This is a genomic window from Sporosarcina sp. ACRSM (genome assembly GCF_022346545.1).
Classification (GTDB): domain Bacteria; phylum Bacillota; class Bacilli; order Bacillales_A; family Planococcaceae; genus Sporosarcina.
In genome coordinates this window covers 65,704-92,205 of record NZ_JAKRNU010000004.1, presented here as the reverse complement: position 1 = coordinate 92,205, position 26,502 = coordinate 65,704, and the positions used below count along the sequence as shown (strand labels likewise).

Below are 26,502 nucleotides of genomic sequence, written 5' to 3'. Positions count from 1 at the left end.
AGCTCCCTTCTTCACGACTATTGAAAGCGTTTACTCAAAATACGAATTAGCTTGTAATCAATAGTCTAAGGTGAACCTATCGAATCCGACGGAAACCGACAAATCGAAAATAAAATAATTTTTTTCGTGAAAGATTTGAAATAGTACTAACTCACGCCTTATTATAGTTTTCCATCGTTTCAAGGTAAAGCACTTGCAAAAACTTTTTACTATTCACTTTCACTTTGATCGGCAACTCGTCATTTTCTTCCATCTGTTTCATACGGCTCCGGATTTCTTGAAAATCAAAATAACGAGGGGCATAATACTCAAACTCCGGGTTTGTATAGTCAATGACCCCTAACGCAGCCAAGTTATTAATCGCCGTCAAGATCAAACGGCGAATCCGCTGTTCAATCGCCTTGCTTTCCTTCAGTACTTCCGTCTCCGCTTCTTTTGTTTGACGCGCGACCGCTTCATATAGTTCCTTCAATGAAGGTAATTGTTCAACATTGTTTGTGCGATGGATCAAGAGCTCCATCATCGTTAGGACGTCTTCACTCCCCGCCTCACCGGCAATGCCCATCGCATTCAAGATCGGCAATACAATCTCCTTAACACTACGCTTCCGTTGCGTCGTTTCCACAGATTCAAAGTGGGCCAAAGATTGCCGGATCGCCATGATGGAGTCTTTCAAACGGTATTGCTCTGCCACTTTTTTCAAAATGCTACGTACCTCAATTCGATTGATCGGCTTATGGATGAAAAACTCGATGCCTTTTTCATACGCTTCGCCCACCATCTCTTTATTGACAACTTGGGAAATCATGATGAACTGCCCTTCAAACCCTTGAAGCCTTAATTGTTCAATCGTTTCAATCCCATCTAGCTCAGGCATCAATAAATCGATCAACACAACATCGGGATTCGTTGAAGTGATACGTTGAAGCGATTGCACACCGCTTTCCGCCTCCCCGATCACGTCTCCGAGGTTCCCTTCCGTTATAATTTTCTCCAACATTTTACGACTTGCAGCATCATCGTCTACTATAAAATAACGCAGATTCCTTCAACTCACTTCCGAATATTGTTCGTCGGGATTTGGATGATGAACAACGTCCCCGTAGGCAAGGCTTCAATAGCCACTTGCCCTTCCAACTGTGAGACGATTTCTTGGACATGTGAAAGGCCAATGCCCGTCGCCGCCACTCCCGCATGATTAAATTTAGTCGTATAGCCCGGTTCAAAAATGAGGGCCCGGTCATCTTCCGGAATCCCTTCCCCTGTATCTTCAACCTCAAAATAGAGCATGTCCGATTTCTCAAATACATTGAACGAAATGCTCCCCTTCTTCGGAATGGCTTCCACCGCATTCGCAGTAATATTGTTCAACAAGGCGAGCAGGGGGATTTGTTGGTCCGTTTCAAATTGCTGGGACAACGATAGTTGAAAATGGATATTTTTCTGTAACAGCTCACTGTACTTCTTATTGGCGGAGATCACCAATTCCAGCACATCCGACAAATAAAATATATCGTTTCTTTTTGGATTTGTCAGTTTGGATAAACCGGAGTAAATCCGCTGGGAATCCTTTTTCACTTCATGGATCTCCTGCGCAATAAGCAAGGCTTGTGTACTCAATTCACGCAAATTTTCCTTCTTTAACTTTCGATACAGTTCATGGCTCGATGCAGTGATTTGTTCAATATGATTCATCGACTTTTGCAGATACAATGTCTCCGCATACAATTCAGAGCCGATTCCAAGCAATTCCTGCATTTGTCTTTTTTGTTCCGAAACGGTTATCGTACTATATAATCCAACAACAAAGTAGGAACGTAATATGGCTACCCCACTCACCAATGCCCAGTCCCGAAACCCCACATTTTCCGAATGGGAAATTAAAGAGCGAAACAAGTACTCTGAACCATTACCGATAAACTCAAACAACGCGGCCCATGCACCCAAAAGAAGTGGATACGTCTTCACCTTTTCCACCTGTATACACTTCAGCCCTAATGCAAAGACAAAATAGAATAAAAATGCAGGGGAATGATTACTAAATGACTCAAATAATTGCCCTCCAAAGAGCAGTAGATCTTCAATTAGGCGAATACTGACGACCGTTACCCCCGTGACAAATCCCGTTAAGATCAAAGATGCCGGAGGACGTACTAAAATAAGCAGAAAGAATGTAATACTCCCTAGTCCGAAACGGAATGCATCCCCGTTAAACGGTACGACTTTGATCTCACTGGCAATGGCAGTCAACAGAGCCGTTAAGATGAGGGTGACACCATCCGTTTTATAAAAATTGCCGTTCATTCGTTTTTCCATCGATTTTCCCTCACAGTCGTTCCGTTAGACATTCCTGTAGCACAACGGCTTGGTTATGCCGAACGTCCTTAGCTCCGTAGACGAGTGTCACAATCTTTCCGTCCGTTCGAACCATTGCTTGCAATCGTTCGAGCTGCTCGATTTTCGTTGGATCCAGCTGTAATTCCTGCTTATATTTCTTTGTGAACTCTTCGAATTTATCCGGCTCATGATTGAACCATTTGCGCAAATCATTCGATGGTGCTATCTCTTTCATCCAATGATCGATTTTTAAAGATTCTTTTGACATCCCCCTTGGCCAGAGCCGGTCGACAAGAATCCGAACTCCATCATCGCTTGAAGCATCATCGTATGCACGCTTAATACGGATAGACATCCCCTCCACTCCTTCCTCCACTTTATCGTATCAAATGATTGAGTCGCCTCGCATCTACAATCCCCCTTCAATCAGTTCCACGAATTTTGTGGATGCCGGCGAAAGAGGGACGGTTTTTAAATAACAGACGCCTATGCTTCTCGGTGGGATTTTTTCAAGAGTCTGCACTTCCCGCAACAACCCGTTTGTTAAAAATGGTTGGGAAAATTCCTTTGTGACACAGGCGACGCCTAAGTTGATTTTAGCAAAGTCCAACAATAACTCATGCGAACCTAATTCAAATTCAGGCGCAATCTGAATCCCCTTCGACTGAAGATAGTCCTCGACATATCTTCTGGAATTCGAATTGGATTCCAAAAAGATTAGCGGCAATTTGACCAACTCTTGTAAGCTGATCGGTTTGGCCAATATCTTTTTAAAGCGCTCGCCGTAAACGAAAATATCCTGGATTTCAAAACAAGGTCGGAGTTCCAATGTCGGATCATCGATGGGCAAATTACAAATGGCAATATCAACGCCGCCCGATTTCAAAATGGCACACAGTTCAGATGTCGTCCCATTGGCAATCGTAAATTTGATATTCGGATAACGCGTGTGAAAGGCCTCCAGATAGGGTAATAAAAAATAGCGGGATATCGTGTCACCTACACCGATTTTCAATTCGCCAACCGTTAAATTTTTAAATTCCGAAATTTTTTCTTCCCCAACACCTATTAAATTCATGGCGGAATTCACATACTCATACAACAGGCTTCCTTCATCGGTCAGCGATACGCCTTTCGGTGTCCGGATAAACAGGCGTGTGTCCAGTTCCTTTTCCAATTGCATGATGGATTGACTCACTGCCGGCTGTGTTAAAAACAGCTCCTTTGCCGCCCTTGAAAAGCTTTCATTTTTCGCAACTGTACAAAAAACATGATACAAATCCAATTTACTAACCATATAACCACCCCTTATACCCGGCATTTGAACTATTAATTTTACTTATACCATGACCACGTTGTATAGTACAAGAAGATACTTCCGGATACCGGGTGAGAACCTGGTACCTGAGACAATAAGGAGCGATTAGATTGGAAAGAGTTGTGGGTACCGTCGTAAGAGGACTTCGCTGTCCCATCATCAACGAAGGCGATAATATTGAACAAATCGTTTTGGATAGTGTACTAAAAGCTTCGGAAGTGGAAGGCTTTACGATAAATGATCGAGATATTGTGACGTTAACCGAGTCAATCGTCGCACGTGCTCAAGGGAATTATGCAACCATCGACCATATTGCAAAAGATATTAAATCCAAATTCGGTGACGATACAATCGGTGTCATCTTCCCGATTTTGAGCCGGAACCGTTTTGCCAACTGCCTTCGCGGCATCGCAAAAGGGGCAAAGAAAATCGTCATCATGTTGAGCTACCCTTCTGACGAAGTCGGCAACCACTTGATCAGCTTAGATTTACTCGATGAAAAAGGCATCAATCCTTGGACGGACGTATTGACAGAAGATGAGTTCCGCCAACACTTCGGTTACCAAAAGCACACATTCACAGGCGTGGACTACATTGATTACTACAAATCATTGGTGGAAGAGTTCGGTGTGGAGTGTGAATTTGTCTTCTCCCAAAAACCGAAAACCATTTTAAAATATACCAAAAATGTGTTAACTTGCGACATTCACACACGTTTCCGGACAAAACGCATTCTGGAAGAGAACGGTGCTGAAAAAGTCTATACATTGGATGATGTATTATCCGAATCAATCGACGGCAGTGGCTATAACGAGGAATACGGCCTTCTCGGTTCCAACAAGTCCACAGAAGATGGCGTCAAGCTTTTCCCACGTAACTGTCAGCCGATCGTCGATAATATCCAACAATTGTTGAAAGAAAAGACAGGTAAAAACGTGGAAGTCATGGTCTATGGCGATGGCGCATTCAAAGACCCTGTCGGGAAAATCTGGGAACTTGCAGACCCTGTCGTATCACCAGCTTACACAGCAGGCCTCGACGGTACACCGAACGAAGTGAAGTTAAAGTATCTTGCCGATAATAATTTTGCGGATCTACGAGGCGAAGAACTGCAAAAAGCGATCTCCCAATTCATCAACGAAAAAGAGGAAGACCTCGTCGGTTCAATGGAAGCCCAAGGAACAACTCCTCGGAAACTAACAGATCTGATCGGCTCCCTCTCTGATTTAACATCAGGAAGCGGAGACAAAGGTACACCGATCGTCTACATCCAAGGTTATTTCGATAACTACTCTAAGTAATCATAAAAAAGCAATGCTCGCTTACGCTGGCATTGCTTTTTTTGTATTCAAATTCGAGTAATCAGCGTACTCACAATAAATATCGGCGCCAATCACATGGATATCAGCGCTTGCGAACCAGTTATCGGCGCTTATTGGCAACTTATCAGCGAATCAGGACTTTAGACCCTCAAATAATTATGCCTTCTTCACAAACTCCGATTTTAGTTTCATCGCCCCGAAACCGTCAATTTTACAATCAATATCATGATCTCCGTCCACTAGACGGATCCCTTTCACCTTGGTCCCCACTTTAACGACAGACGAACTTCCTTTCACTTTCAAATCTTTAATGACCGTAACCGTATCTCCATCGTTCAAGACATTGCCATTCGCATCCTTCACCACTTTAACCTCTTCTACATCTTCCGCTTCGGATCCCAATGTCCACTCATACGCACACTCAGGGCAAACCAACAGATTCCCATCCTCATACGTATACTCCGAATTACATTTCGGGCAATTTGGCAAACTCGACATGATTTTTTCCTCCACTCGTAATAATCATTTTATAGTAAAAATAAGGCTCTATATCCGTCTCTATACTAGCATGTCCTACCCGAATGATAAACACCATCCCTACGACAAAAACCCTTCATGCTTTGAAGGGTTTTGACATCCAGAATAATCCTGGTAATTATTGAAGCAGTAGCAATCGGGGGGAAGCGATAAAGCAAGCTTCATTACACTTATGGAATGTACTGGGGATTTTTCAATTCAAAGGGGCGTTAAATCACTGTCAATAATTCCACGGCTTCTAAAATTAGCGGAGTACCAGCCGAGAGTGTGCCGTCAACACCATTGAAGGTCAATTCAGTTGCGGAAACTGTATACGCATCACCCTCTTGTAACACACCGTTAATATAGAGATTATAGTAACCGTTTGCGATGATCGGAAAAGCTGTCACCGCTGTTCCAGTGTCATCCAAAAAGTCAGTCGCAGCAACTGTTGTCCCATCTGTGATCACTAATGGAGCGTCCAAGACATTAAAAAACCTTGCAGAGTTACCCGAAACATTTACATTAATATTAATAAGCGAAAGTGCCATTTGTCTCACCTCCTTTCAGTTATCATCACAGTAGATGCCAAATACTCGTCAAATGACAGGGCTGTCCACCCTTTGATTTCACAACTTTGCCGTCGTGAAGCCCAATGATTCCACAATTATCGGTGTCCCTGCGCGAATGATGCCATTCGCCGGGTTGATCGTTAAAGCGTTGGAGTTCGCCTGGTAAAACCCTCCCTCTTGGATGACCCCATTAATGTGTAGATTGACGTAACCATTTGGGCTAAAAATCGTAAATTCATCTACTTGGTCTTCATTGTCATCATAAAAAAGAGTAGCAGGGATGGTTGCCCCATTCGCCAGATCAATTGAAGTTTGTGGAATATAAAAATATCGGTTTACAATTGGCACAATGGTCATTTCAGGGATGGGAGCGGGAGGAAGTGGATTGGGATCAGGATTAGGGGGAACCATCGTGTAAGGCCCGTATCTATTTCGAATTTCACAACTTTTCACTTCAGTAATCTTTTTTCTTTTACAGCGGGTATTTTTACACATGTATATCACCTCCATAACCATAAGATATGCGAAAGCTTTGTTGATGGATTAGCCTGATATCTCTAGCTGATTGTTTATATTTTTCTAAACATACCAGCCTATACATCGATCGCACACTGTTATATAGTAAAATGAGGTGATGTTATGAATACAAAGATATATGTAAACAAAGCAAAATTCGTTGCAGGGATGACAATGAAAGATGTTGCCGAACCTGAAAACAATAATATGGCCCTTCACGTTTGTGACAATCCCGACGATGTAGTGGAAAACCGGAAAAAATTAGCGGCTTCTTTACATTGTGAACTCGATCGCTTCGTTTGTGCTCAACAAACCCATAGTGACCATTTCTACAAAGTGACGCTTGCGGATAAAGGGCGGGGCGCTACCCGACTGGAAACGGCCATTGCGGATACAGATGCCCTGTACACGTATGAACCGGATATAGTCCTCTGCAGCTTTACCGCAGATTGCGTCCCGGTCATTTTTTACAATGAAGTGAATGGCCTTATCGGTGTCATCCATTCCGGCTGGCAAGGGACCGTCAAAGAAATTACCCGGAAGTTCTTTGATCATTTGATCCACGTGGAACAATGCAATCCTAGCGATTTTCATGTCCAACTCGGCGCGGCTCTCAGTCAGGACAAATTCGAAGTTGACGAAGACGTCTATTTGAAATTCCAAGCGCTCGGCTATGCGGATGATTTCATGTATTACAAACACCAAACCGGAAAATACCATATTGATAATCAGCTGACCGTCAAACAACAATGTCAATTGGCGGGCATCCCACCCGAACAGATTACGATTGACACAACCTGTACCTTTAAAAGTGCAGAAGGCTTCTCCTATCGGGAAGACAAGCGGAGCGGAAGGCATTTGAGTTTTATTATGCAAAAAGGTATCTGATCCTATTTTTAGGACCAGACACCTTTTTTAATTTTGAAATTTTTCGTAGTATACGATGTCTTCTTTAGCCACATGTTTTTTCGGCGCTGGGATTTCGGCAGGATATCCAAGCCCGATGATTGCCACGATACGGCGGTCTTCCGGTATTCCTAGCGCATCCCGTACATGACTTTCACGGCGTTCGGATTCTGCTTCGTCTTCAGCATGGTACACCGCACCGAATGCGGCTCCTAACTCTTTCTCCACGGCACTCAGCCAAATAAACCCGCAAGCAATAGATGCATCCTGTAACCAATATTTACTGACAGCCGGACGTCCCGTGACGACAATGGCCGCGGCAGCTTCTGTTAACCATGGCATAAACGGCGTCGTTTTAGCTAAATGAACCAGCATCTCCCTGTTTTTAACGACAATGAACTCCCTCGAAGGAAGATTATTCCCCGCCGGTGACAAATAAGCGGACTCGATAATTTCTTCTAAAAGATTGTCGGGTATTTCCTTTGCTTGATAGTTTGTAATCTCTCTTCTTTGCCGGATCGCATCTGAAACAAACATACTCTGGACTCCCTTCCGAATTAACTATTAATTCAATTATATCATATCCCACTTCCTGCTCACGTTGGGTTTTCACATTGCTCTGATTTCTACAGCTATACTTGTTTGGCAAATGAAAAAGCATATCGCCTTAGCAGATGATATGCTCTACATATTTTTTCTTATTGCAGATTGTCCTCTTGGTGCAAGAATGCTCCAAGACAAAAGCTTAATGTTCCCGATTCACAGTATAGTCCAGTAAATGTTTTAAAAAGTTCGTATGAGGCTGTATCTCTTGCAGTATGTCCATTGCATGACAGTAATGTTCCCACATCGCTTTCTTGGCACCGTTAATGCCAAGGAGGGACACAAAAGTTGAATTGTTATTTTCGAGATCTTTTCCAATCGGCTTTCCAAGTAATGTCCGATCTCCTTCAACATCGAGCAAATCATCTTTAATCTGAAAAGCAATGCCGGCATGATAGGCAAATCTTTTCAAGGCGTTCATTTCCGATTCTTGTCTACCCGCTAGAATGGCGGGCATGACGAGGGCAGCTTCGAATGCAATTCCAGTTTTGTAAAAGCACATCGTATTCAATTCTTCCACTGTCAGTTGTTTTCCTTTGGAGTCCAAGTCCATCAGCTGACCCTGACACATTTCCGCCGTCTTTCCAGCCGAGTAGCGAACTAATTGAAGCACAGTTTTTGATTCGAACTGTGCAAGAGAGGCTTGTTCCTCAACTGCCTTCTGCGTCAGATAGAGACCTGTTAATTCTGCTGTGGCTGAATTATACAATCGGTGTAATGTTGAACGCCCCCTACGAATGGGCGCATTGTCCTGGGATGGTAGATCGTCGAAGATGAGAGATGCCGTATGCATATATTCCAAGGATTTCAGAAGCGGCACAATTGCTGATTCATCTAATCCATATTCGTTAACGCCCATAAACCACGTCATGATCGGTCGGAGTCGCTTTCCATCACCCGTCAGGCTATAATTTGCAGCCTCATTTATGGAAGAAATAGCATTGATTTTAGGGATGTGTAGGACATCATTGATCTGTTTGCGGGCAATTCCGATGGTATCTAAGAATTCTTCCCGGTCTTTCTGTTCTTCTTTCAAATTAGAGACGATATGATCGCGAAGCAGTTTATCGAAAAAGTCTACATCATCCGATTTTCGGACCATCTGTTGGATAAGCCGATCGAACTTCGGATCTCCAGAAGCAAATAGCTCCATCACTTCGTTATATCTTTCTTTTCCTAGCCGTTTTTTAAATCGTTTCAGACCGTTTATCGCACGATCTAAAATCACCTCGCATGTTTTAGCATCTGACTGATAGACGTTATGCATCAGATTGGAGATGACTGTCCAATATAATTCAAAAGGATTGATAAGATCCTGGCACTTATCATGGTATTTCATGTAATACGTATAGGGTGTCACCGCACCTGCCTCTAGGTCCTCAAACATATCCGCAAAATCATCGGCGAGCTGGTTGTAAATCCCATAAAAGAATGCTCGGTTATCAAATTCCTCATCCTCTGGAGCACTGAGGACTGTGCGGACAATCAATCGTGAAGAAGCGGCTTTCAAAATGACAGGGATGTACAGCTCTTCATTGGTGTAATTTGCGTTCGATAGATTCTTTATACGATCCACTTCCTGGGATTGAAAAAACACATAGCTCTGCTCGAAGAACTTTTCGTTCGTTTCTTGTTGCAGATGGTGTTTAATCGTCGAAAAGGCGTCACGAAGTTCCGAATGAATAAATTGAATCAGCTCTTTGTTACGTCCAGTCCATGCTGCTAATTCCGGCACAGATCCTGTCGTAAGGACTGTACGTATCAAATCGGTGTATTGTTTTTTCTCTTCATCAGATAAAACGTCCGAATCCAGCAAATCGTCGATAAAAGGATAGGTCAAACCATAGGAATAGCCAAGCCTTATCGCTTCATCCAGTTTCCGGGTCCGCTCCTCAGGCGATATTTCATCGCCCATCTCTTCAATCTGATTCATGATGACCCCGGCAATGATTTTTATCAATTTTCGTTTGGCTTCCTCAGCATCCATCCCATTTGGAATATTGGAGGAAACCGTCTTCAGTTTGTCGACCAACCAGATCATGGTCAATTCAACGCCATCCTTCTGAGCCATGCGATACAACCCGGCCATGCTGAACATCTCCGATTTTCCCGCAGCGGAATCGAGCAGTTGTGTTTTTAACTCGTCAACTACATCCTGGATCCTGTTTTGAGTCTTAGGTGAATTCAAGTCTTTTCCTAAATCCCTCATGAAAATATAGGAAATACTGCGATCCAAATAATTATCTAATTTTCCGGTGTAATCCAGCCATTGAATATAATTGTGATACCCCTTAAAATCAGGTTTGCCCTTCCCACGCGAAAAAAGGGATAAGAATGGGTGGCGGATATGATTCTGTTTCCAAGCTCGTATATCTTGTGTGATGGTAGTAACATAGGTCTTGTTCGTAAGCTGCACAGCGAGCGATTGAAAATAATCTGCGGCCTTCTTCTCAGCCGATCGATAACAGGCATCGGCATTTTTTAATAAAACCTCATTCATACTACACCTACTTTACGTCCTCTAAATTTATAGTCCAAACTTGTTTGCCAAGTACTTTATTTTATACCTCCCAATAATGTATTCCAAAAATAACATGTCTATCGCCTAAAAGCTAAATTTTATACTGCAGGAATTGCAAATAAGGCTTGCCTCAGTGTTTACTGATGCAAGCCCTTCTTGTAGATAAGCACCCTTTTATTGTTTCCAAAAGGATGCTTGTTAACGAGTTTACAGATCTTCCCCTTATAATGAAATCGCTCCCGTCAGTAAAGCGACTGCAATCATGATAGCACATGTGCCCAACGCCCATTTCAAGATGAACTTCTGATGGTCCCCAAAGTCGACTTTGGCCATTCCAACCAGCAGATGCGTGGAAGCGATCAACGGACTCATGGCATGGATCGGTTGTCCAAGCACTGATGCCCGTGCAATTTCCACTGGATCGACACCGTATGCCGCTGCCGTTTGGGCGATAATCGGCACGATTCCGAAATAATATGGATCGTTTGCCATTACGTAGGTCAATGGAATACTGGTAATGGCTGTAATAAGCGCAAAAGAAGAGCCAAGCTGTTCAGGAATAATAGAAATGAGACTATTGGCCATTTCATCTACCATCTGTGTGCCTGAAAGAATTCCTGTAAACACACCTGACGCGAAAATCAAGGCCACGACCATGACCACACTATCAGCGTGAGCCGCAAGCACTTTCTTCTGCAATTCCAAATTGGAATAATTGATCAATAAAGCCAATGCAAATGCCATCATAAACAAGATCGATAATGGAAGGATCCCTACGACAAGTGCAACGACGAGCGAAAGCGTTAACAAAAAGTTAAACCAAATGAGGCGAGGACGCTTTAAGTCCAATTCGGCCGTCGCGGCTAATTCTTGTTGTTGCACTACATGTCGCGACATATCGATATCAAGGATTCCCAATCGTTTACGCTCTTTCATTCCCAAAATATAGGCCGTCAATAAAACCCACGCAAGACCCGCCACCATAATCGGTACAAGTGGAAGGAATACTTCATTGGCATCCAGGTTCAACGCACTGATGGCCCTTGCTGTCGGACCTCCCCATGGAAGCATATTCATCACCCCGAACGCCATCATGGACACGCATGTCAGAATGAGCGGGTTCATACCTAGACGGAGATAGAGCGGTAACATTGCAGATATGGTTATAATATAAGTGGTCGTCCCATCCCCATCCAAAGCTACGAGACCTGCAAGCACCGTTGTTCCGAGTACCACCTTCAAAGGATCCCCTTTGACAATCTTCAAGATTTTAGAAATGAGCGGATCAAACAAACCTGCCTCAATCATGATTCCAAAATACAGAACAGCAAACATTAACATAATTCCTGTTGGTGCAACACCGAGCAAGCCATCCATAATCATCGGACCTAGCTCTTTTCCAAATCCTCCAATCACAGCAAACACGAGCGGGATGACAATTAACGCCAACAAAGCCGACATCTTTCTTGTCACAATGACAAAGATAAAACAGATCATCATGATAAAACCTAATAAAGCAATCATTCCATTCTCCCCCCCAAACAAACTGAATCCGCTTACACACCTCTTATTTAAATTTGGGATTCGACGATTGAATCCCAAATTCTGAGCTAGTACGCTATGACTTATCCCAACAATTGCCGGACCACTTTTTGCATAATGCCGCCATGTTGGTAGTAGTCTACATCGACAACATTATCAAGACGGACAATGACTTCAAAGGTAAACTCCGTTCCGTCTTCCCTTTCCGCTTTCATTTTGATCGTCTCGCCTGGCTGAATCTGATTGGACAAACCTACTGTATGGAAAGTTTCTCTCCCTGTAATGCCTAAAGACTGTGCATTTTCGCCATTGGCAAATTGGAGCGGCAATACACCCATTCCGACTAAATTACTCCGGTGAATCCGTTCAAAACTTTCTGCAATGACCGCTTTGACGCCTAGGAGCTGTACACCTTTCGCGGCCCAGTCCCTTGAACTGCCCGTTCCATACTCTTTGCCAGCGATAATGAGAAGCGGTGTTGCATCTTCCTTATATTTGGAAGAAGCTTCGTACATCGATACGATTTCATCGACAGGTAAATAATTTGTCACGCCGCCTTCCGATCCAGGCACAAGCTTGTTGCGAATCCGGAGATTGGCCAATGCACCGCGAATCATCACATGGTGGTTACCTCGCCGCGAAGGATAGGAGTTGAAGTTCTTCGGATCGATTCCTTTCTCGCTTAAATACTTTCCGGCCATACTTCTCGCTGTAATGACCCCCGACGGGGAAAGATGATCCGTTGTGACTGAGTCGCCTAGAAACGCCAACACTCTCGCTTTTTCAATATCTGTGATAGACGAAGCATTTTCCGTCAAGCCTTGTAAAAAGGGAGGTTGCTGAACGTACGTGGAAGCATCATCCCATTCGAATAACTGACCTTGAGGGATGCTGATCTCGTTCCAACTTTCATTGGCCCCATATACTTCTTCATAACGATTTTTAAAAAGTTCGGGACGGATGACATCCGTGATCCATTGCTGTACCTCAGCAGATGAAGGCCAAATATCACGTAAAAACACCGGTTTGTTGTCGTGATCAAACCCAATCGGTTCAGCCGCAAAGTCAATATTCACAGTACCTGCCAGCGCATAGGCTACGACAAGTGGTGGTGATGCTAAATAATTTGCTTTGATTTCCGGATGGACGCGCCCTTCAAAATTCCGGTTGCCTGAAAGTACACTTGCTACGGTCAAATCATGCTGCTCAATCGCCTCGCTAATTTCAGAAGGTAGCGGACCTGAATTCCCGATACACGTTGCGCACCCATACCCTGCCACATGGAATCCGAGTTGCTCCAAGTAGTTCAACAGACCAGACTCCTTTAAATAGTCTGTCACAACACGCGATCCGGGTGTCAGTGAACTTTTGACGAATGAAGGCTTTTTCAACCCTTTGTCCACCGCATTCCTTGCCAATAATCCAGCCATCATTAACACGGTTGGATTGGATGTATTGGTACAGCTTGTAATGGCTGCCAGTACAACCGAGCCATTCCCAATCTGCGATTTTTCACCATTGTGATGGACGATAGTCGCTTCTGTTTTCAGCTGTTCATCAGAAAGACCATAGCCTCCTTCTGCGATTGGTTGACGGATAATCGCATTGTAGGCTTTCTTCATATCCCTCAAATCGATCCGATCTTGTGGACGTTTCGGTCCCGCAAGCGAAGCAGTGACTGTTGATAGATCCAATTCGACGATTTCCGGATAATCCGGCGCCGGACTCGTTTCTTCCATGAACATCCCTTGTGCTTTGTAATACGTTTCAATGACATTCAAATGCTCTTCGCTTCGACCGATCGATCGTAAATACTTGATCGTTTCGCGATCAACCGGGAAGAATCCCATCGTCGCGCCATACTCGGGCGCCATATTCGCAACTGCCGCCCGGTCAGCCACACTCATGGAATGGACACCTGGCCCATAAAACTCCACAAACTTGCCAACCACGCCATATTCCCTAAGCTTATTCGTAATCGTTAACGCCAAATCGGTTGCCGTCACTCCTTCTGGCAGCGCACCGGTCAATTTGAACCCCAGTACTTCCGGCACGACGAAATATAAAGGCTGCCCAAGCATCGCAGCTTCCGCCTCGATTCCGCCCACTCCCCAAGCGACGATGCCAAGCCCATTGATCATCGTCGTATGCGAATCCGTCCCGACAAGGGAATCCGGAAATAGCATAGTTTGACCATCCACTTCTTTTGTCGTGACGACGGATGATAAATACTCCATATTGATTTGGTGCATAATACCGGTCGCCGGTGGAACGACTTGCAAATTGTCAAACGCTTCCTGTGCCCAACGTAGAAAACGGAACCGTTCCCGATTGCGTTCCATATTCAATTTCTCATTCAATTCCATCGCTTCTGGGCTTCCATAAAAGTCCACAGCAACAGAATGGTCGGCAACGAGATCCACCGGGATGAGTGGATTGACTTTTGAAATGTCCCCGCCCTTTTCATGGATCGTTTCACGCATGGCTGCCAAATCGACAATAGCCGGTAATCCCGTCGTGTCATGCAACAGAATACGGGTCGGTTTAAAAGGAACCTCTTCATTTTGGTTGCGTTCTATCGTCCAGTTGGCCAGTTTTTGAATATGCTCCATCGTGATAGCGCTCCCATCATATTTGCGAATAGCCGCTTCCAGCAGAACTTTGATTGAATAGGGCAATTTTTTTATTGTTTCACGGTCTGCCGCCGTTTCAATTGGATAATACACATATTCTTTATCGTTAATCGTGATTGTGAAATTCGTATTTGCAATACCTGTAGTCATGTTGTTGCCCCCTTACTTGACGAAAATGATCTACTCTTAGCGTAATATAATTTCCATCATTCGAAAAATAGGGTTATGGCATAGTGGATGATACCTATTTTGAATGGGACTTTCTAAAAACCTCTTTGTATGATAGGCTTTGGATAAAAAATTTGGGCGGGTGGAATGGATATGGACGAAAGGGATTGGCTGATCATTCATACGCTTTACCATGAAAAAAACATTACGAACACGGGAAAGGCCCTGTATATTTCCCAGCCAACACTTACAAAACGCTTGCAACAAATTGAAACGGAATTAGGTGTAAAAGTGGTCAACCGTGGGGTGAAAGGGGTTCAATTTACCCCTGAAGGCGAATACTTGGCGAAACGGGCCGCGGAACTGTTGGACACATTCCGCGAGATTAAGGAAGACGTCGACAATTTCAATGATTATATCGCTGGCACACTGCGCTTAGGGGTCTCCAATTTCATCAGCAAATATCAGCTTCCGGGATGGCTAACCGCATTTGAAAAACAATATCCCGACGTCGAATTCCAAGTAGAAACCGGCTACAGCAAACAGATCAATCAGCTCACTTACAATCAAGATATCCATATCGGTTTTATAAGGGGAGATTACAATTGGCCAGGGGAGAAGGAGTTGCTTTTTGAAGAGGAACTTTGCATCGCTTCGATTCATCCAATCAATTTGGAAGATTTGCCGAACCTCCCAAGAATCGATTACCAAACCGACTCGCTTTACAAACATTTAACCGATAATTGGTGGGCAGAACGCTATGCACAGCCACCGCTCGTCAGGGTGACGATCGACCGCGGGGATACATGCAAGGAAATGGTCTTAAGCGGGCTTGGCTATGCCATCCTTCCGTCTCTCTTTTTAGAAGACGTTCCGCATGTGCACCAAATTCCATTGCAAACAAAAGAAGGCCTACCCCTCACGCAAAAAACATGGATGATTTATTACAAAGACGCCGAAAAACTGAACGTTGTAAGGGCATTTGTTGACTTTATCAAACAGTTGGCGTAAAAAAAGACAGGCTTTTTCATGTCCTGTCCCAGATTGTAGACAAAGTTGATTTTTACTTTGTCTACAATCTTTTTTGTTTTAAAGTAAAAGTAATTAAAATCTTGAGGTGACGAGGATGCTTACGAAACATAATTCCATTCAAAGAGATCAAATTGAAATGATCGCATTAGACGAACTTATGCCAGCGAACCATTTGGTTCGTAAAATGGAAGCAGCGATTGATTTTTCTTTTATTTATGACTTGGTGAAAGATATGTATTCAGAGGTAGATCGCCCAGGTATAGATCCGGTTATTTTAATTAAACTCACCCTGATTCAATACACCTTCGGTATTCGTTCAATGCGTAAAACGATCGAAGAAATTGAAACGAACATGGCCTATCGTTGGTTCTTAGGCTATGGCTTCCACGATAAAGTGCCATACTTCTCGACGTTCGGAAAAAACTACGAGCGTCGTTTTAAAGAGACAGATCTATTTGAAGAGATATTCTATCGTATATTAAAGACAGCTGCTGAGAAAAAATTGATTAGTGCAGAACATGTTTTTATTGATTCTACACATGTGAAAGCGAGTGCGAATAAGCGCAAATTTGAAAAGATGGTTGTTCACGTACTTATCAAGAACGCCTGCAGGAAGAGATTAATCAAGATCGAGAAGATCATGGAAAAAAGCCTTTCCCACCGGATAAGTTTGATAAGGAAGAATCGAAGGAAATTAAAGAAAGCACAACCGACCCAGGGAGTGGTTACTATGTCAAAGATGAACGTACAAAACAGTTCGCCTATTCATTTCATGCGGCTTCAGACCGTAATGGTTTTATACTTGGCACGATTGTAACACCAGGTAACGTACACGATAGTCATATCTTAGAGCCATTAGTTGAAACAGTAACCGAAAAAGTTGGAAAACCCACAGCTGTTGCCGCAGACGCAGCTTACAAAACACCTGCAATTACGAGTTACTTATTTGGTCATGAAATTACACCTGCCCTGCCATACACACGACCACGCACGAAGGAAGGATTCTTCCGAAAACATGAATACGTTTATGATGAATACTTCGATTGTTACCTTTGCCCAGCGGGCGAAATTTTGAACTATTCCACCACGAATAAAGAGGGATACCGTGAGTACAAATCTCCCAAACACATTTGTGCGACGTGTCCTTTTTTAACGCAATGTACCGAGAGTAAAAATCATCAAAAAGTGGTGACACGTCATATTTGGCAAGAATACGTGGAAGAGGCGGACCATCTTCGTCATCACAAAGATGTAAAACCAATTTATGCGAAACGCAAAGAAACGATTGAACGTGTATTCGCAGATGCAAAAGAAAAGCATGGCATGCGTTGGACAACGTTAAGGGGACTTAAAAAACTGTCGATGCAGGCGACGCTTACTTTTGCTGCCATGAATTTAAAAAAGATGGCCAACTGGACTTGGAAAAGTCCAGAAATGGCTTAATATAATGGCCTCGAAGAGGCCTAACCTCCAGTCATTTGAGGAGGTTTTTAAAGAAATTAAGAAAAGGGCTTCGGAATTTTTCATTCCGAAGCCCTTTTGTCGACAATCTGAGACAGGCTTTTTTGAAGCCTGTCCATTTTTTTATGATAAGAACTTATCCAAATACGCGATGACTTCTTCCTTTTTCCCGGATACTTTCTCGGCTCTTGCCTGATCTTTCAACTCTTTATCCACTGCTTTTTCCAATACTTCCTCTTCAATTGCACGTGGGATTACTACAACGCCATCCGCATCGCCGACAATGAGATCGCCCGGATGAATCGTTACCCCACCGCAAGAAATCGGTATATTGATGGCACCTTCCCCTGCTTTGCCACTTGCAGCAATAGTCGTCCCTTTGCAGAAAACCGGATAATCCAATTTTTTGGCCCCGATAATATCACGGATGACCCCATCTGCAATTACTCCTTTAATGCCGAGTGTTTGAGCCATGCCGAGGATAAAGTCACCCGCAATCGCCCGGTACGTATCCCCTTTCGCATCAATCACCAGCACATCGCCGGGCTGCGCTTCCCGAATCGCTTTAAGAACGACAAGGTTATCCCCGACAGGCATTTTCACTGTAAATGCACGACCGGCGACCCGATACTCTTCCTTTAACGGTTTAATCGCTGCATCCAAGTTATTCAGACCCTCTAACGCATCCGAAATACAAGTTGTTGGAACCTCTTGAAAACGATCTACAATGCTCATTCTGCCTCTCCCCCATGAATGGTACTTTTTATGTTTACATTCAGCTTAGCAGGTATCCAACTTTACTAAAAATAGCGATCCTTCATCATGATTGATTCCAAATAGGAATGGTCTACTGTAAACCAGACTCTGCTTAAACATGCCTACTTACTGAATTTCACAAAAAAAGTAGTGCCTTCAGATCCTGTCTGCATTTCAATTTTCGCTTGATGACGGGCGGCAATGGCATAGCAGATGCCTAATCCTAAACCGGTACCATGGTCTTTTGTCGTGTAAAACGGGGTTCCTATCTTCTCGATGATTTCGGAACGGATTCCTTCTCCTTGATCTTGCACAGCAAGAACGACACAATTCTCATCCTCTTTATACGTACGGATCGTCAGCACTTGTCCTTTGCACATCGCGTCGAGTCCGTTGCGGTAGAGATTGATGATCAGTTGCCGGATTTCATTGCGATTTAACAGTAATTCCGGAATGTCATGCAGATCGAAGTGAACCGTTTTGTTTTGATTACGTGTATCGATTTCGATTAGAGGTGCGATTTCTTGAATAATTGAATTCAAATCGTACATTTGTAAATCGGAAGTTTTGGTATTCCCTATGGAAAGAAATTCGGTAATGATTGAATTGGCACGATCCAATTCTTCGATGAGCAACTCAAAAAGCCCATCATGTTTTTCATATTTGCCTTCTTGTTTTAACAACTGTAAAAAACCCCGCACGGTGGTCATCGGATTTCGGATCTCATGACTGATACCTGCCGCCATCTGCCCGATTAAATCCAAATTGGACAGCCTTTTCAGCTCTTCTTCATACTTCCTTTTTTCAGTTACATTTTTAAACAGGCAGCAAATTCCCTCGTCATACGGGTACACCATTGCCTCATACCAATAATCATCATAGGCAGATGGCGCTTCAAATTGGATCGCAATCCGCTCTGTCATCGCGCGGTGAAATTCTTCATACATCACGGTCCCTACACTCTTCGGCAATACTTCCCATATATTTTTGCCCAATACGTCTTCTCTAGTTCTATTTGCAGGTAAGTATTGATGTTGATTGATGTAAACAAATTTCCACTCTTTGTTCAATGCAAAGAAGCCATCCGTGATACTTTCAATGACATTCGTAACCTTTTCATTAGCAGCGGCGAGTTCCTTTGTCCGCTCTTCCACCATACTTTCCAGTTGCTCCATATTCTTGGCGTTCCGAATGGCGACTGCCGCCATATTCACATACGCTTCCACACTTTGAATTTCCAATGGCGTTAAGTTCATTGGTATAGCATAATCGAATAAAAAAGCTAACCCGAATAACTCTTCTCCATACGAAATCGGCAGTGCTAATAAGGAGTTAATCTTAAATGCTTCCATTGATCTCGGATCGGGGCGATGATCCTTTGTAGTGTCAGGAATATAGATCGTTTTTTTCGTTTCAACCACTTCTTTGGCCAGTAAGTCCCGCTCCAAATCGATGACTTGCATATCGAGCGTTTCGCCGTTGATCACATCCGGTTTTCCGACAAACCCTCTAAATGTCCCATTTTTCTCTGGTAAATAAATTCCAACTGCATCACATTGCACGATCTCTTCGGATATGGCCGTTGTCACATGCTGCAACACTTCACGTAGGTCTAACTTCGTATTAATTATTTTTGTTAGATTTGCAAGCCTCGAATATCTCGTCTGTTCATTTAACATAGACATGGCCTCCCATTATAGGCATGTTGATCGTACCAACTACTCTACTAATTCTTCTGGAAGCAGCGTAAATCCTTCAATCATCGTATCTTCTTCCACTTCGATCAAGATACAACGTTTGCCGTTGACCGTGACTTGCCGCACATATCTTAAGTCCTGTGGGCTAATCGTAATATTCGCCACTTTCGTTTCAATTTTGATGGACTTGGATGTGTAGCTCGGAACGACGTGGCTGGCCTTCATTTCATAGTTTTTGTCCTCAATCACTTTCTGAAATGCTCTTTCTACTTTTGCCGTGTCCACGTCTTTCACGCCACTTGCTTTCAATACCCGTTCCACTTCTTTTGTATCCAAAGTGGGTAGACTTTCCTCTTCTTCTTGCTCTTCTTCCACCACTAACATGCTATTGATTTCATCATAGACATTGGCAAGGGTCCTTGTATTTACTTCTTCCCCAACGACTTCTTTGACAATCTCCTCAAAGACGGCCTTATCATCTTCGGCAGTCATGATCTCTTCGCCGTCCAGCACATTCTCGATAAAATGGTAATTCGGCTTGTTCGCTTTACCTGCCGCATACAAAATATGATTGACGTCTGCCGCGTTATCCGTGAAGCAAGGGAATAAAAACCCGCCAATCGGAGACGTTAAATTGATAATCGGATCAATCAAATCATGCGCCTTATATTGCTTTTCATTGAAATCAAAGACAAGGGACCGCTTTGGTAAATCAGTCTGATTTACACTGCAGAGAATGAAGGGGTTCTTGTACACTTCGTCCCGATCGGCGACTTCCTCTTCCTCGCTATGCCTTTTGGTCGGTTTAAAATAATTCCCGCGAATAAATGTCACAACGATGTCCTTTTCATATTGCACATCCTGCACCATCTTCCCGGCAATGCGCTGCATATTCGCTTTCCACTCTTCCACTTCACCCGTCTGCAGACCATCATATAAAAGCTGCTGGGTATGATCCGCTTGTTCCTCCGTTTGGCGCTTGAACTTCACTTCAAACAACTTTATATCCAATTTTCCACCTAACACTTTTTTGAAGTTGTTAAGGAACAGCTCCTGTTGCTCCCGTTCCAACATGGAAAACGGCTGGCCTTCCTCGTGATAGATCTCACTACTTTCCTGCCGAATATATACTTTGTATATATCCGAAATCTTCATCAAATCCGTCTCTACCTTAAATTGCTTGCGAATCGCCGCAATGGCCTTTTTATTCATTTCCACTTCCAACTCCCTGACTAGTAGTTATCATCTATATCCATTCAAAAATGCTTATTCTATACGTAAAAGAGAGTGTCCAAAGCAACGTTCAGCTTGGACACTCTCTTATTATAACAATGAGATGAATGATACGCAGTCGGCATCGCTAATTATTTCCCGTCACAGGGAACTTGGCTTACAATAAAGGAAATAAAGCGATAACTGTAGAAATGAGGGATTCCTATGATGTGCGGGTCAAAGTGTTTCCTTGTGGAAATGGAACTGGAAGGAACAAAGAAAATCAAGCAAGTCACCGCAAGAAACGCCGTGGGTGCCCGAAAAGTCATTCGAGGTGAATTCGGAGCAACAGTGGCAATTTTGTCGGTGAAAAAAGAGAAACGGCATTCTTAATCTGAAATCTTCCCTAATTACCACGATATCTTCTGAATAAATGGCTATTCCTTGAACTACTCCCACTTATAGAAGAAGTGGGAGATTCCTGCGAACACCAGACAAACGCCTAGTTATTTTAGCAGGCTCTACCCGTAGTCCCTACGGTGAGAACTTGAAAGTTTTGTACGTTGAACTCAACCGTCTAACGTACTGCTTGGTTTTCACTTTTCGGCTAGACGGGGCGATTGGAACGTTGAAGATTTTACGTGACAGACGTATTTCCTGTCACAACCTCGTATCTTCAGTTTTCAAAGAGCAATCTGTACAAGTTCATTATAGCACATATGTTCTAATTGTGCGACACTTTTAGCTATTGCTAACCGACATTCATCTCCCGCTTATCGTTGGGCTACACCCTGCACACGATTGAAGTGGGAGTCTTCTGTCGGATAAAGATAAAGCATCCTAAAACTTATGGGATAGCCTTTTATTTATTTGATTTTATACATGATTTCGATCATTATCACACTTCTGCCAACTCCAAAATCTCTTGCTTAAACTAAGTATATACCTTACAATCAATTGAATAAAAATACGCTACCTTTAACACTTTGTATCGTAATAAGGGAGTTTATGACATGCAACAGGACAAGCTAGAACATCAAGATTCACATAAAGGAAAGAAAACTTTCGATATTAACGCATTTGTCTTACTTTTCTTTGTCGTCGTCATTTCCATGATTTTGACATACATCATGCCGGCTGGTGAATACGAGCGACTCGAAAAAGACGGACGGACAGTGGTCGTCCCTGATTCATTTGAGCTGATCGAGCAATCTCCAGTTGGCTTCTTTCATATTTTCACAAGTATTCATGCCGGCATGATCAATGGTGCCGGAATTATTTTCTTTGTTTTAATCGTTGGGGGTGCTTTTGGGATATTAAAAGCAACAGGCGCCTTGGATGCATTAATTGGTAATTTAACAAGTAAACTGGCCAATAAAGAATTATTGCTTATTCCTGTTATTATGCTATTTTTTGCGGTAGCTGGTACTTTGATGGGATTGGCCGAAGAAACCATCGTCTATATTGCCATCATTACCCCATTAGCGATTGCATTAGGATTAGATGCCATTGTTGGGTATGCCATTGTGTCACTTGGCGCAACGATCGGGTTTATGAGCGCCGTGTTAAACCCATTTAATGTGGGAGTTGCACAAAGTATTGCCGAATTGCCTACATTTTCAGGCATGGGGCTCAGATTAATTCTATTCGTTACGCTTTACATTGCCGGTGTCCTGTACGTTTACCGCTATGCCCAAAAATTGAAAGCCAATCCTGAGCTAAAGTTTTTAGGAAACTTTCAAGAAGGAACAAAAGTTGAATTCCAAACCAATACAAAGCTATCCACTCGGCATAAATGGGTGCTGACTACTTTTTTATTCAACTTTGTCTTTTTGATCATTGGTGTCGTTAAATTTGGATGGTATATCACCGAAATTGCAGCCTTATTCCTCCTCTTTGGCATTCTGATCGGGATTGTGGGTAAGCTAAAACCGAATGAAATTGCAGATCGCTTCATCGATGGAACAAAAGAGGTCATCAGCGGTGCACTCATCATCGGTTTTGCGCAGGCCATTCTAATTGTGTTCCAGGATGGAAAACTGGTTGATTCTATTTTATATTTCTCTGCCAGTTTTCTAAGTCAGCTTTCACCGATCTTGAACGCCATCGGTATGTTTTTCTTACAACTTTTCCTGAACTTCCTCGTCCCATCAGGAAGCGGACAAGCAGCGCTTACGATGCCGATCATGGCACCTTTGGCCGATCTCGTTGGCGTGACAAGACAGACCGCAGTACTCGCATTCCAGCTCGGAGACGGCATATCCAATTCCATTTTCCCGACATCCGGTGTTTTGCTTGCCGGACTTGCGGTTGCCGGTATTCCTTTTACCAAATGGATTAAATGGGTGCTCCCTTTTATATTCATTCAAATCGTGATCAGTATTGTTTTCTTAATTATTGCGCAGGCCATTCAATATGGTCCTTTTTAAAAAATGTTTTTCGGAGGCTTTACGATGTTTCAAACAAAACTTGTAGATACAGATTTAATCGCTTGGACAATTGAGCAGCGCAGGCATTTCCATATGCATCCTGAATTATCAGGACAAGAATATGAAACGGCTGCTTATGTAAAAGAAAAACTAGCCGAATTCGGTATCCCTGTCGATCAAAAATATTCCGCACCAAATGTTATAGCTTATTTTAAAGGCACTGAAGGAACTAAAACGATCGCACTGAGAGCGGATATGGACGCCCTTCCCCTTCATGAAGAAGGCGACAAGCCTTATCTGTCAACCGTACCGGGCGTTATGCACGGTTGCGGTCATGACGGGCACACAGCGACTTTATTGGCGGTAGCCAAATGGATGAGCATGCATCCACAAGCTGTCAAAAACAATATCGTCTTTATCTTCCAAAGTTCTGAAGAAGCCTCACCCAGCGGAGCCAAACAATTGGTCAAAGAAGGGGTTTTGGACGGCGTCGACGCCATCTATGGCATCCATTATATGTCCGATGTCCCCCTTGGCAAAATTGGGTTTGCAACAGGCTATGCCATGGCTTCCAGTGATGACTTTGACATCACGATTGAAGGTAAAGGCGGTCATGCTGGCTACCCACACGATTCCGTTGATCCGATTTATATCGCAACCCATCTGATCCAGGCATTCCAATCGATTGTCAGCCGAAATTTAAATCCTTTGCATGCAGGTGTCATTTCTTTTGGGGGCATGCAAGCCGGCAATTCCTATAACGTCATTCCTCATTCAGTGACAATGCAAGGAACCATTCGAGCCTTGACGTTCGAAGGAGCCGAACTTATGAATGAAAAAACAGCACAGCTCACGGAATCCATTTGTGCTAGCTTTGGTGCAAAAGGACATTATCACTTTATCGAAGGTACACCGCCGCTCTACAATCACCCTGAAGCATGTGAATTTGCAAAAGGGGTTATCGAGCAAACCTTCGGTGACGATGTATTCTTGCCTTTAAATCCCGTGATGGGCGCAGAAGACTATGCCTTTTATTTAAAAGAAAAAACAGGGGCATTCATTAACGTTGGTATGCAAAGCGAAATTAGCGCATACCCTCATCATCATCCAAAGTTCGATCTAGACGAAAAAGCCATTCCTGCCGGCATTGAACTTATGATTCAATTGGCTTTGAATGCATGAAAAAGAAAACAGGAGAACGCCTTGCATACTTGGCGTTCTCCTGTTTTTTGTTTAGACGACCGGATCCCGGAGGACTGTTCTCGCTGACTACTCCTCCACGATTCGATTGACTTCGTTCAATTGTTGCTTCATCGAGTCCAACTGCTCTTTGTTTAATTGAATGTTATCCTTTTGCTCCCCGTGTTGCTCTGCATTGGAAAACGCCTTTTCCGCACGCGCGATGGAGTTGAATGCATGCTCAACTGCCATCTCTTCTGGATGTGACATCGCTTGCTTCACGGAACGGTTTGCCTTTTCGACGGAGTTGCTTAAAAAAGTATTCGGATTATCCTTTTTCCAACTCATTTCTGAACGCTTCGCCATGTATGCCTCTTCCCTTTCTGTAAATAAGATAAGTTACGGCGAGCTTAGTATTGTAAATTATCTTAAAAGTATGCGCAGACTGCTGTCCATTTGTCATCATATGTTTATAAATAACTAAGAAGTGGTATACATAGAAGGTAATTTACAAAGGAGGCAACTACATGACAAGACAATGGAATTTTATTATCGGCAAAAAACTGATTACCATTTATGACAAGGATGAGCACTTAGCCGAAAAAAAGGCTTATGCTTTATACAAAGAACTTCAGAATGAAGTAAGCTAAAAACACCAGCCATTCAAGGGGCTGGTGTTTTTTTATGCAAACTAAAATTTCAAGACTATTCATGCATAAAAAAATTCCTTATAATTATATTTGGTAGTCCTGTCCAAATCCTTAACTAAAAGGCGCTATCTCATGGGCAAGGATTACATAGAATCCGCGTATTATCATCTTGTTAGGGTTTAGTAGCAAGGGGGTCTTTTAATGAAATTAAACAAAGGTATTTTACTTGTATTAATAGGCGCTTCTTTTTTTGGCTTCACACCGATATTTGCAAAATTAGGATTTAGTTACGGCTATTCACTTGGACAAATCAATATCGTTCAAATGATCATCTCATTTGTTTTATTATGGTCTTTAGCGCTCATTAAGCGCTCCCGTTTTGATGGGCTGACAAAGAAAAATGTGCTTCAAATTATGATGACCGGTTGTTTTGTCGGTTTAACCAGTATTTTTTATTATGGTTCGTTGCAATATTTACCTGCATCATTGGCCATCATTTTATTGTTTCAATTTGTTTGGATCGGCATTCTGTTGGAATGGATCTTCAATAAAATCAAACCTGCGCCGATCACCGTATTGTCCATCCTTCTCATTTTAGTGGGGGTCTTTTTTTCTTCAAATATTTTAAATGGAGAAATCCAAGGTCTGCCTCTGAAAGGGATCATTTTTGGGATTTTATCCGCATTCACGTATGCAGGATTTATTTTTTTCAGCGGCAAGGTCGCTGTCAACGTGAATCCATGGATTCGAAGTTCGTTCATGGCAACGGGGTCGACCATTTTAGTGCTGATCCTATTCATGCGCGATATCCCGACTGTACTACCTTTGGAGAATACGTTGTTAACGACTGCGATGGGGGTTTCTCTATTTGGGGCAGTGCTTCCACCCTTATTTTTTGCCGCAGGTGCACCTTTAATTTCGGGCGGAATTGCCAATATATTAACATCCATTGAATTACCGATCGCCATCGTTTCGGCCAGCATCATTTTGTCGGAAACGGTAACGCCTCTGCAGTGGTTCGGCACCGCCATTATACTGGCGGCGATTGCCTTTAATGAAGTCGGTTCAAACCTTTTCCGAATACGAAGGCATTCCAATCCCTCAACCAAACCATAAGCCATCACGTCCACGC

23 protein-coding genes and 1 pseudogene are annotated in these 26,502 nt (G+C 43.1%); 9 read left to right on the top strand and 15 right to left on the bottom strand.

Annotated elements, in window-relative coordinates; genetic code table 11:
• Positions 1-151 precede the first annotated feature (151 nt).
• Genes MHZ95_RS07780 through MHZ95_RS07765 form a run of 4 tightly spaced genes read right to left on the bottom strand, consistent with a single transcriptional unit; the run spans position 152 to position 3,634 of the window.
• Complete coding sequence (locus tag MHZ95_RS07780) at positions 152-1,042, bottom strand: response regulator (protein ID WP_239390281.1); 891 nt, start codon at positions 1,040-1,042, stop codon at positions 152-154.
• 11 nt (positions 1,043-1,053) lie between these two features.
• Complete coding sequence (locus MHZ95_RS07775) at positions 1,054-2,316, bottom strand: sensor histidine kinase (RefSeq protein ID WP_239390054.1); 1,263 nt, start codon at positions 2,314-2,316, stop codon at positions 1,054-1,056.
• Positions 2,317-2,326: 10 nt separating this feature from the next.
• The gene (locus MHZ95_RS07770) at positions 2,327-2,692 is read right to left on the bottom strand and encodes a DUF488 domain-containing protein (protein WP_239390053.1); all 366 of its coding nucleotides are present in this window, start codon (positions 2,690-2,692) and stop codon (positions 2,327-2,329) included.
• A gap of 54 nt (positions 2,693-2,746) precedes the next feature.
• Positions 2,747-3,634 (bottom strand): LysR family transcriptional regulator, encoded by an 888-nt coding sequence (locus tag MHZ95_RS07765; RefSeq protein ID WP_239390052.1) that lies wholly within the window; start codon positions 3,632-3,634, stop codon positions 2,747-2,749.
• A gap of 131 nt (positions 3,635-3,765) precedes the next feature.
• Here MHZ95_RS07765 and MHZ95_RS07760 point away from each other — a divergent pair, with 131 nt between their 5' ends.
• On the top strand, positions 3,766-4,956 hold the full coding sequence (locus MHZ95_RS07760) for a coenzyme F420-0:L-glutamate ligase (protein ID WP_239390051.1): 1,191 nt from the start codon (positions 3,766-3,768) through the stop codon (positions 4,954-4,956).
• A 177-nt stretch (positions 4,957-5,133) separates the two neighbouring features.
• On the opposite strand, the gene MHZ95_RS07755 is transcribed toward MHZ95_RS07760, so the two are convergent.
• The 3 genes from MHZ95_RS07755 to MHZ95_RS07745 all read right to left on the bottom strand — a co-directional run bounded on the left by MHZ95_RS07755 (position 5,134) and on the right by MHZ95_RS07745 (position 6,560).
• On the bottom strand, positions 5,134-5,475 hold the full coding sequence (locus MHZ95_RS07755; protein WP_239390050.1) for a zinc ribbon domain-containing protein YjdM: 342 nt from the start codon (positions 5,473-5,475) through the stop codon (positions 5,134-5,136).
• A gap of 248 nt (positions 5,476-5,723) precedes the next feature.
• Positions 5,724-6,044: a DUF4183 domain-containing protein gene (locus tag MHZ95_RS07750; RefSeq protein WP_239390049.1), complete on the bottom strand. Its 321-nt coding sequence runs from the start codon at positions 6,042-6,044 to the stop codon at positions 5,724-5,726.
• A gap of 78 nt (positions 6,045-6,122) precedes the next feature.
• Positions 6,123-6,560 carry a DUF4183 domain-containing protein gene (locus MHZ95_RS07745; protein ID WP_239390048.1) on the bottom strand — a complete coding sequence of 146 codons (438 nt, stop codon included), beginning with the start codon at positions 6,558-6,560 and terminating at the stop codon, positions 6,123-6,125.
• Between the two features lie 144 nt (positions 6,561-6,704).
• On the opposite strand from MHZ95_RS07745, the gene pgeF reads away from it, so the two are divergent.
• Positions 6,705-7,469, top strand: coding sequence for a peptidoglycan editing factor PgeF (pgeF, locus tag MHZ95_RS07740; RefSeq protein ID WP_239390047.1), 765 nt, complete (start codon positions 6,705-6,707; stop codon positions 7,467-7,469).
• 27 nt (positions 7,470-7,496) lie between these two features.
• On the opposite strand, the gene MHZ95_RS07735 is transcribed toward pgeF, so the two are convergent.
• The 4 genes from MHZ95_RS07735 to acnA form a co-directional block, all read right to left on the bottom strand.
• Positions 7,497-8,024, bottom strand: a complete 528-nt coding sequence (locus tag MHZ95_RS07735) for a nitroreductase family protein (protein WP_239390046.1) — start codon at positions 8,022-8,024, stop codon at positions 7,497-7,499.
• Positions 8,025-8,232: 208 nt separating this feature from the next.
• Positions 8,233-10,590 (bottom strand): polyprenyl synthetase family protein, encoded by a 2,358-nt coding sequence (locus MHZ95_RS07730; RefSeq protein WP_239390045.1) that lies wholly within the window; start codon positions 10,588-10,590, stop codon positions 8,233-8,235.
• A 243-nt stretch (positions 10,591-10,833) separates the two neighbouring features.
• A complete protein-coding gene (locus MHZ95_RS07725; protein WP_239390044.1) occupies positions 10,834-12,135 on the bottom strand; it encodes a CitMHS family transporter in 1,302 nt (433 codons plus the stop codon).
• Positions 12,136-12,236: 101 nt separating this feature from the next.
• Positions 12,237-14,936 carry an aconitate hydratase AcnA gene (acnA, locus tag MHZ95_RS07720; RefSeq protein ID WP_239390043.1) on the bottom strand — a complete coding sequence of 900 codons (2,700 nt, stop codon included), beginning with the start codon at positions 14,934-14,936 and terminating at the stop codon, positions 12,237-12,239.
• Positions 14,937-15,107: 171 nt separating this feature from the next.
• On the opposite strand from acnA, the gene MHZ95_RS07715 reads away from it, so the two are divergent.
• Positions 15,108-15,965, top strand: a complete 858-nt coding sequence (locus MHZ95_RS07715; RefSeq protein WP_239390042.1) for a LysR family transcriptional regulator — start codon at positions 15,108-15,110, stop codon at positions 15,963-15,965.
• Positions 15,966-16,080: 115 nt separating this feature from the next.
• Positions 16,081-17,429 (top strand): annotated as a pseudogene (locus MHZ95_RS07710) (IS1182 family transposase).
• Positions 17,430-17,570: 141 nt separating this feature from the next.
• Here MHZ95_RS07710 and MHZ95_RS07705 read toward each other — a convergent pair.
• From MHZ95_RS07705 to MHZ95_RS07695, 3 genes are all read right to left on the bottom strand, one after another.
• Positions 17,571-18,182, bottom strand: a complete 612-nt coding sequence (locus MHZ95_RS07705) for an RraA family protein (RefSeq protein WP_239390041.1) — start codon at positions 18,180-18,182, stop codon at positions 17,571-17,573.
• 143 nt (positions 18,183-18,325) lie between these two features.
• Positions 18,326-19,882, bottom strand: a complete 1,557-nt coding sequence (locus MHZ95_RS07700) for a GAF domain-containing sensor histidine kinase (protein ID WP_239390040.1) — start codon at positions 19,880-19,882, stop codon at positions 18,326-18,328.
• A 39-nt stretch (positions 19,883-19,921) separates the two neighbouring features.
• Entirely contained in the window at positions 19,922-21,112 is a 1,191-nt protein-coding gene (locus tag MHZ95_RS07695) for a DUF4317 domain-containing protein (RefSeq protein ID WP_239390280.1), read from the bottom strand.
• A gap of 225 nt (positions 21,113-21,337) precedes the next feature.
• Between MHZ95_RS07695 and MHZ95_RS07690 the strand changes: the two genes are divergently transcribed.
• From MHZ95_RS07690 to MHZ95_RS07680, 3 genes are all read left to right on the top strand, one after another.
• A complete protein-coding gene (locus MHZ95_RS07690; protein WP_239390039.1) occupies positions 21,338-21,505 on the top strand; it encodes a hypothetical protein in 168 nt (55 codons plus the stop codon).
• A gap of 620 nt (positions 21,506-22,125) precedes the next feature.
• Positions 22,126-23,541, top strand: coding sequence for a YfcC family protein (locus MHZ95_RS07685; RefSeq protein WP_239390038.1), 1,416 nt, complete (start codon positions 22,126-22,128; stop codon positions 23,539-23,541).
• 24 nt (positions 23,542-23,565) lie between these two features.
• Positions 23,566-24,723, top strand: coding sequence for a M20 metallopeptidase family protein (locus MHZ95_RS07680; RefSeq protein ID WP_239390037.1), 1,158 nt, complete (start codon positions 23,566-23,568; stop codon positions 24,721-24,723).
• Between the two features lie 87 nt (positions 24,724-24,810).
• Here the strand turns inward: MHZ95_RS07680 and MHZ95_RS07675 are convergent, their stop codons facing one another.
• Positions 24,811-25,086 (bottom strand): DUF2564 family protein, encoded by a 276-nt coding sequence (locus MHZ95_RS07675; RefSeq protein ID WP_239390036.1) that lies wholly within the window; start codon positions 25,084-25,086, stop codon positions 24,811-24,813.
• A 161-nt stretch (positions 25,087-25,247) separates the two neighbouring features.
• Between MHZ95_RS07675 and MHZ95_RS20860 the strand changes: the two genes are divergently transcribed.
• Positions 25,248-25,370 (top strand): hypothetical protein, encoded by a 123-nt coding sequence (locus tag MHZ95_RS20860; protein ID WP_255726657.1) that lies wholly within the window; start codon positions 25,248-25,250, stop codon positions 25,368-25,370.
• Between the two features lie 201 nt (positions 25,371-25,571).
• On the top strand, positions 25,572-26,486 hold the full coding sequence (locus MHZ95_RS07670; RefSeq protein ID WP_239390035.1) for an EamA family transporter: 915 nt from the start codon (positions 25,572-25,574) through the stop codon (positions 26,484-26,486).
• Positions 26,487-26,502 lie beyond the last annotated feature (16 nt).

Coding starts and splice junctions, on each gene's coding strand:
- MHZ95_RS07690 (WP_239390039.1), top strand. CDS start 21,338: ATGATGTGCGGGTCAAAGTGTTTCCTTGTGGAAATGGAACTGGAAGGA.
- MHZ95_RS07735 (WP_239390046.1), bottom strand. CDS start 8,024: ATGTTTGTTTCAGATGCGATCCGGCAAAGAAGAGAGATTACAAACTAT.
- MHZ95_RS07715 (WP_239390042.1), top strand. CDS start 15,108: ATGGACGAAAGGGATTGGCTGATCATTCATACGCTTTACCATGAAAAA.
- MHZ95_RS07765 (WP_239390052.1), bottom strand. CDS start 3,634: ATGGTTAGTAAATTGGATTTGTATCATGTTTTTTGTACAGTTGCGAAA.
- MHZ95_RS07700 (WP_239390040.1), bottom strand. CDS start 19,882: ATGTTAAATGAACAGACGAGATATTCGAGGCTTGCAAATCTAACAAAA.
- MHZ95_RS07725 (WP_239390044.1), bottom strand. CDS start 12,135: ATGATTGCTTTATTAGGTTTTATCATGATGATCTGTTTTATCTTTGTC.
- MHZ95_RS07705 (WP_239390041.1), bottom strand. CDS start 18,182: ATGAGCATTGTAGATCGTTTTCAAGAGGTTCCAACAACTTGTATTTCG.
- MHZ95_RS07770 (WP_239390053.1), bottom strand. CDS start 2,692: ATGTCTATCCGTATTAAGCGTGCATACGATGATGCTTCAAGCGATGAT.
- MHZ95_RS07670 (WP_239390035.1), top strand. CDS start 25,572: ATGAAATTAAACAAAGGTATTTTACTTGTATTAATAGGCGCTTCTTTT.
- MHZ95_RS20860 (WP_255726657.1), top strand. CDS start 25,248: ATGACAAGACAATGGAATTTTATTATCGGCAAAAAACTGATTACCATT.
- MHZ95_RS07750 (WP_239390049.1), bottom strand. CDS start 6,044: ATGGCACTTTCGCTTATTAATATTAATGTAAATGTTTCGGGTAACTCT.
- MHZ95_RS07745 (WP_239390048.1), bottom strand. CDS start 6,560: ATGTGTAAAAATACCCGCTGTAAAAGAAAAAAGATTACTGAAGTGAAA.
- MHZ95_RS07755 (WP_239390050.1), bottom strand. CDS start 5,475: ATGTCGAGTTTGCCAAATTGCCCGAAATGTAATTCGGAGTATACGTAT.
- acnA (WP_239390043.1), bottom strand. CDS start 14,936: ATGACTACAGGTATTGCAAATACGAATTTCACAATCACGATTAACGAT.
- MHZ95_RS07680 (WP_239390037.1), top strand. CDS start 23,566: ATGTTTCAAACAAAACTTGTAGATACAGATTTAATCGCTTGGACAATT.
- MHZ95_RS07685 (WP_239390038.1), top strand. CDS start 22,126: ATGCAACAGGACAAGCTAGAACATCAAGATTCACATAAAGGAAAGAAA.
- MHZ95_RS07675 (WP_239390036.1), bottom strand. CDS start 25,086: ATGGCGAAGCGTTCAGAAATGAGTTGGAAAAAGGATAATCCGAATACT.
- MHZ95_RS07775 (WP_239390054.1), bottom strand. CDS start 2,316: ATGGAAAAACGAATGAACGGCAATTTTTATAAAACGGATGGTGTCACC.
- pgeF (WP_239390047.1), top strand. CDS start 6,705: ATGAATACAAAGATATATGTAAACAAAGCAAAATTCGTTGCAGGGATG.
- MHZ95_RS07730 (WP_239390045.1), bottom strand. CDS start 10,590: ATGAATGAGGTTTTATTAAAAAATGCCGATGCCTGTTATCGATCGGCT.
- MHZ95_RS07695 (WP_239390280.1), bottom strand. CDS start 21,112: ATGAATAAAAAGGCCATTGCGGCGATTCGCAAGCAATTTAAGGTAGAG.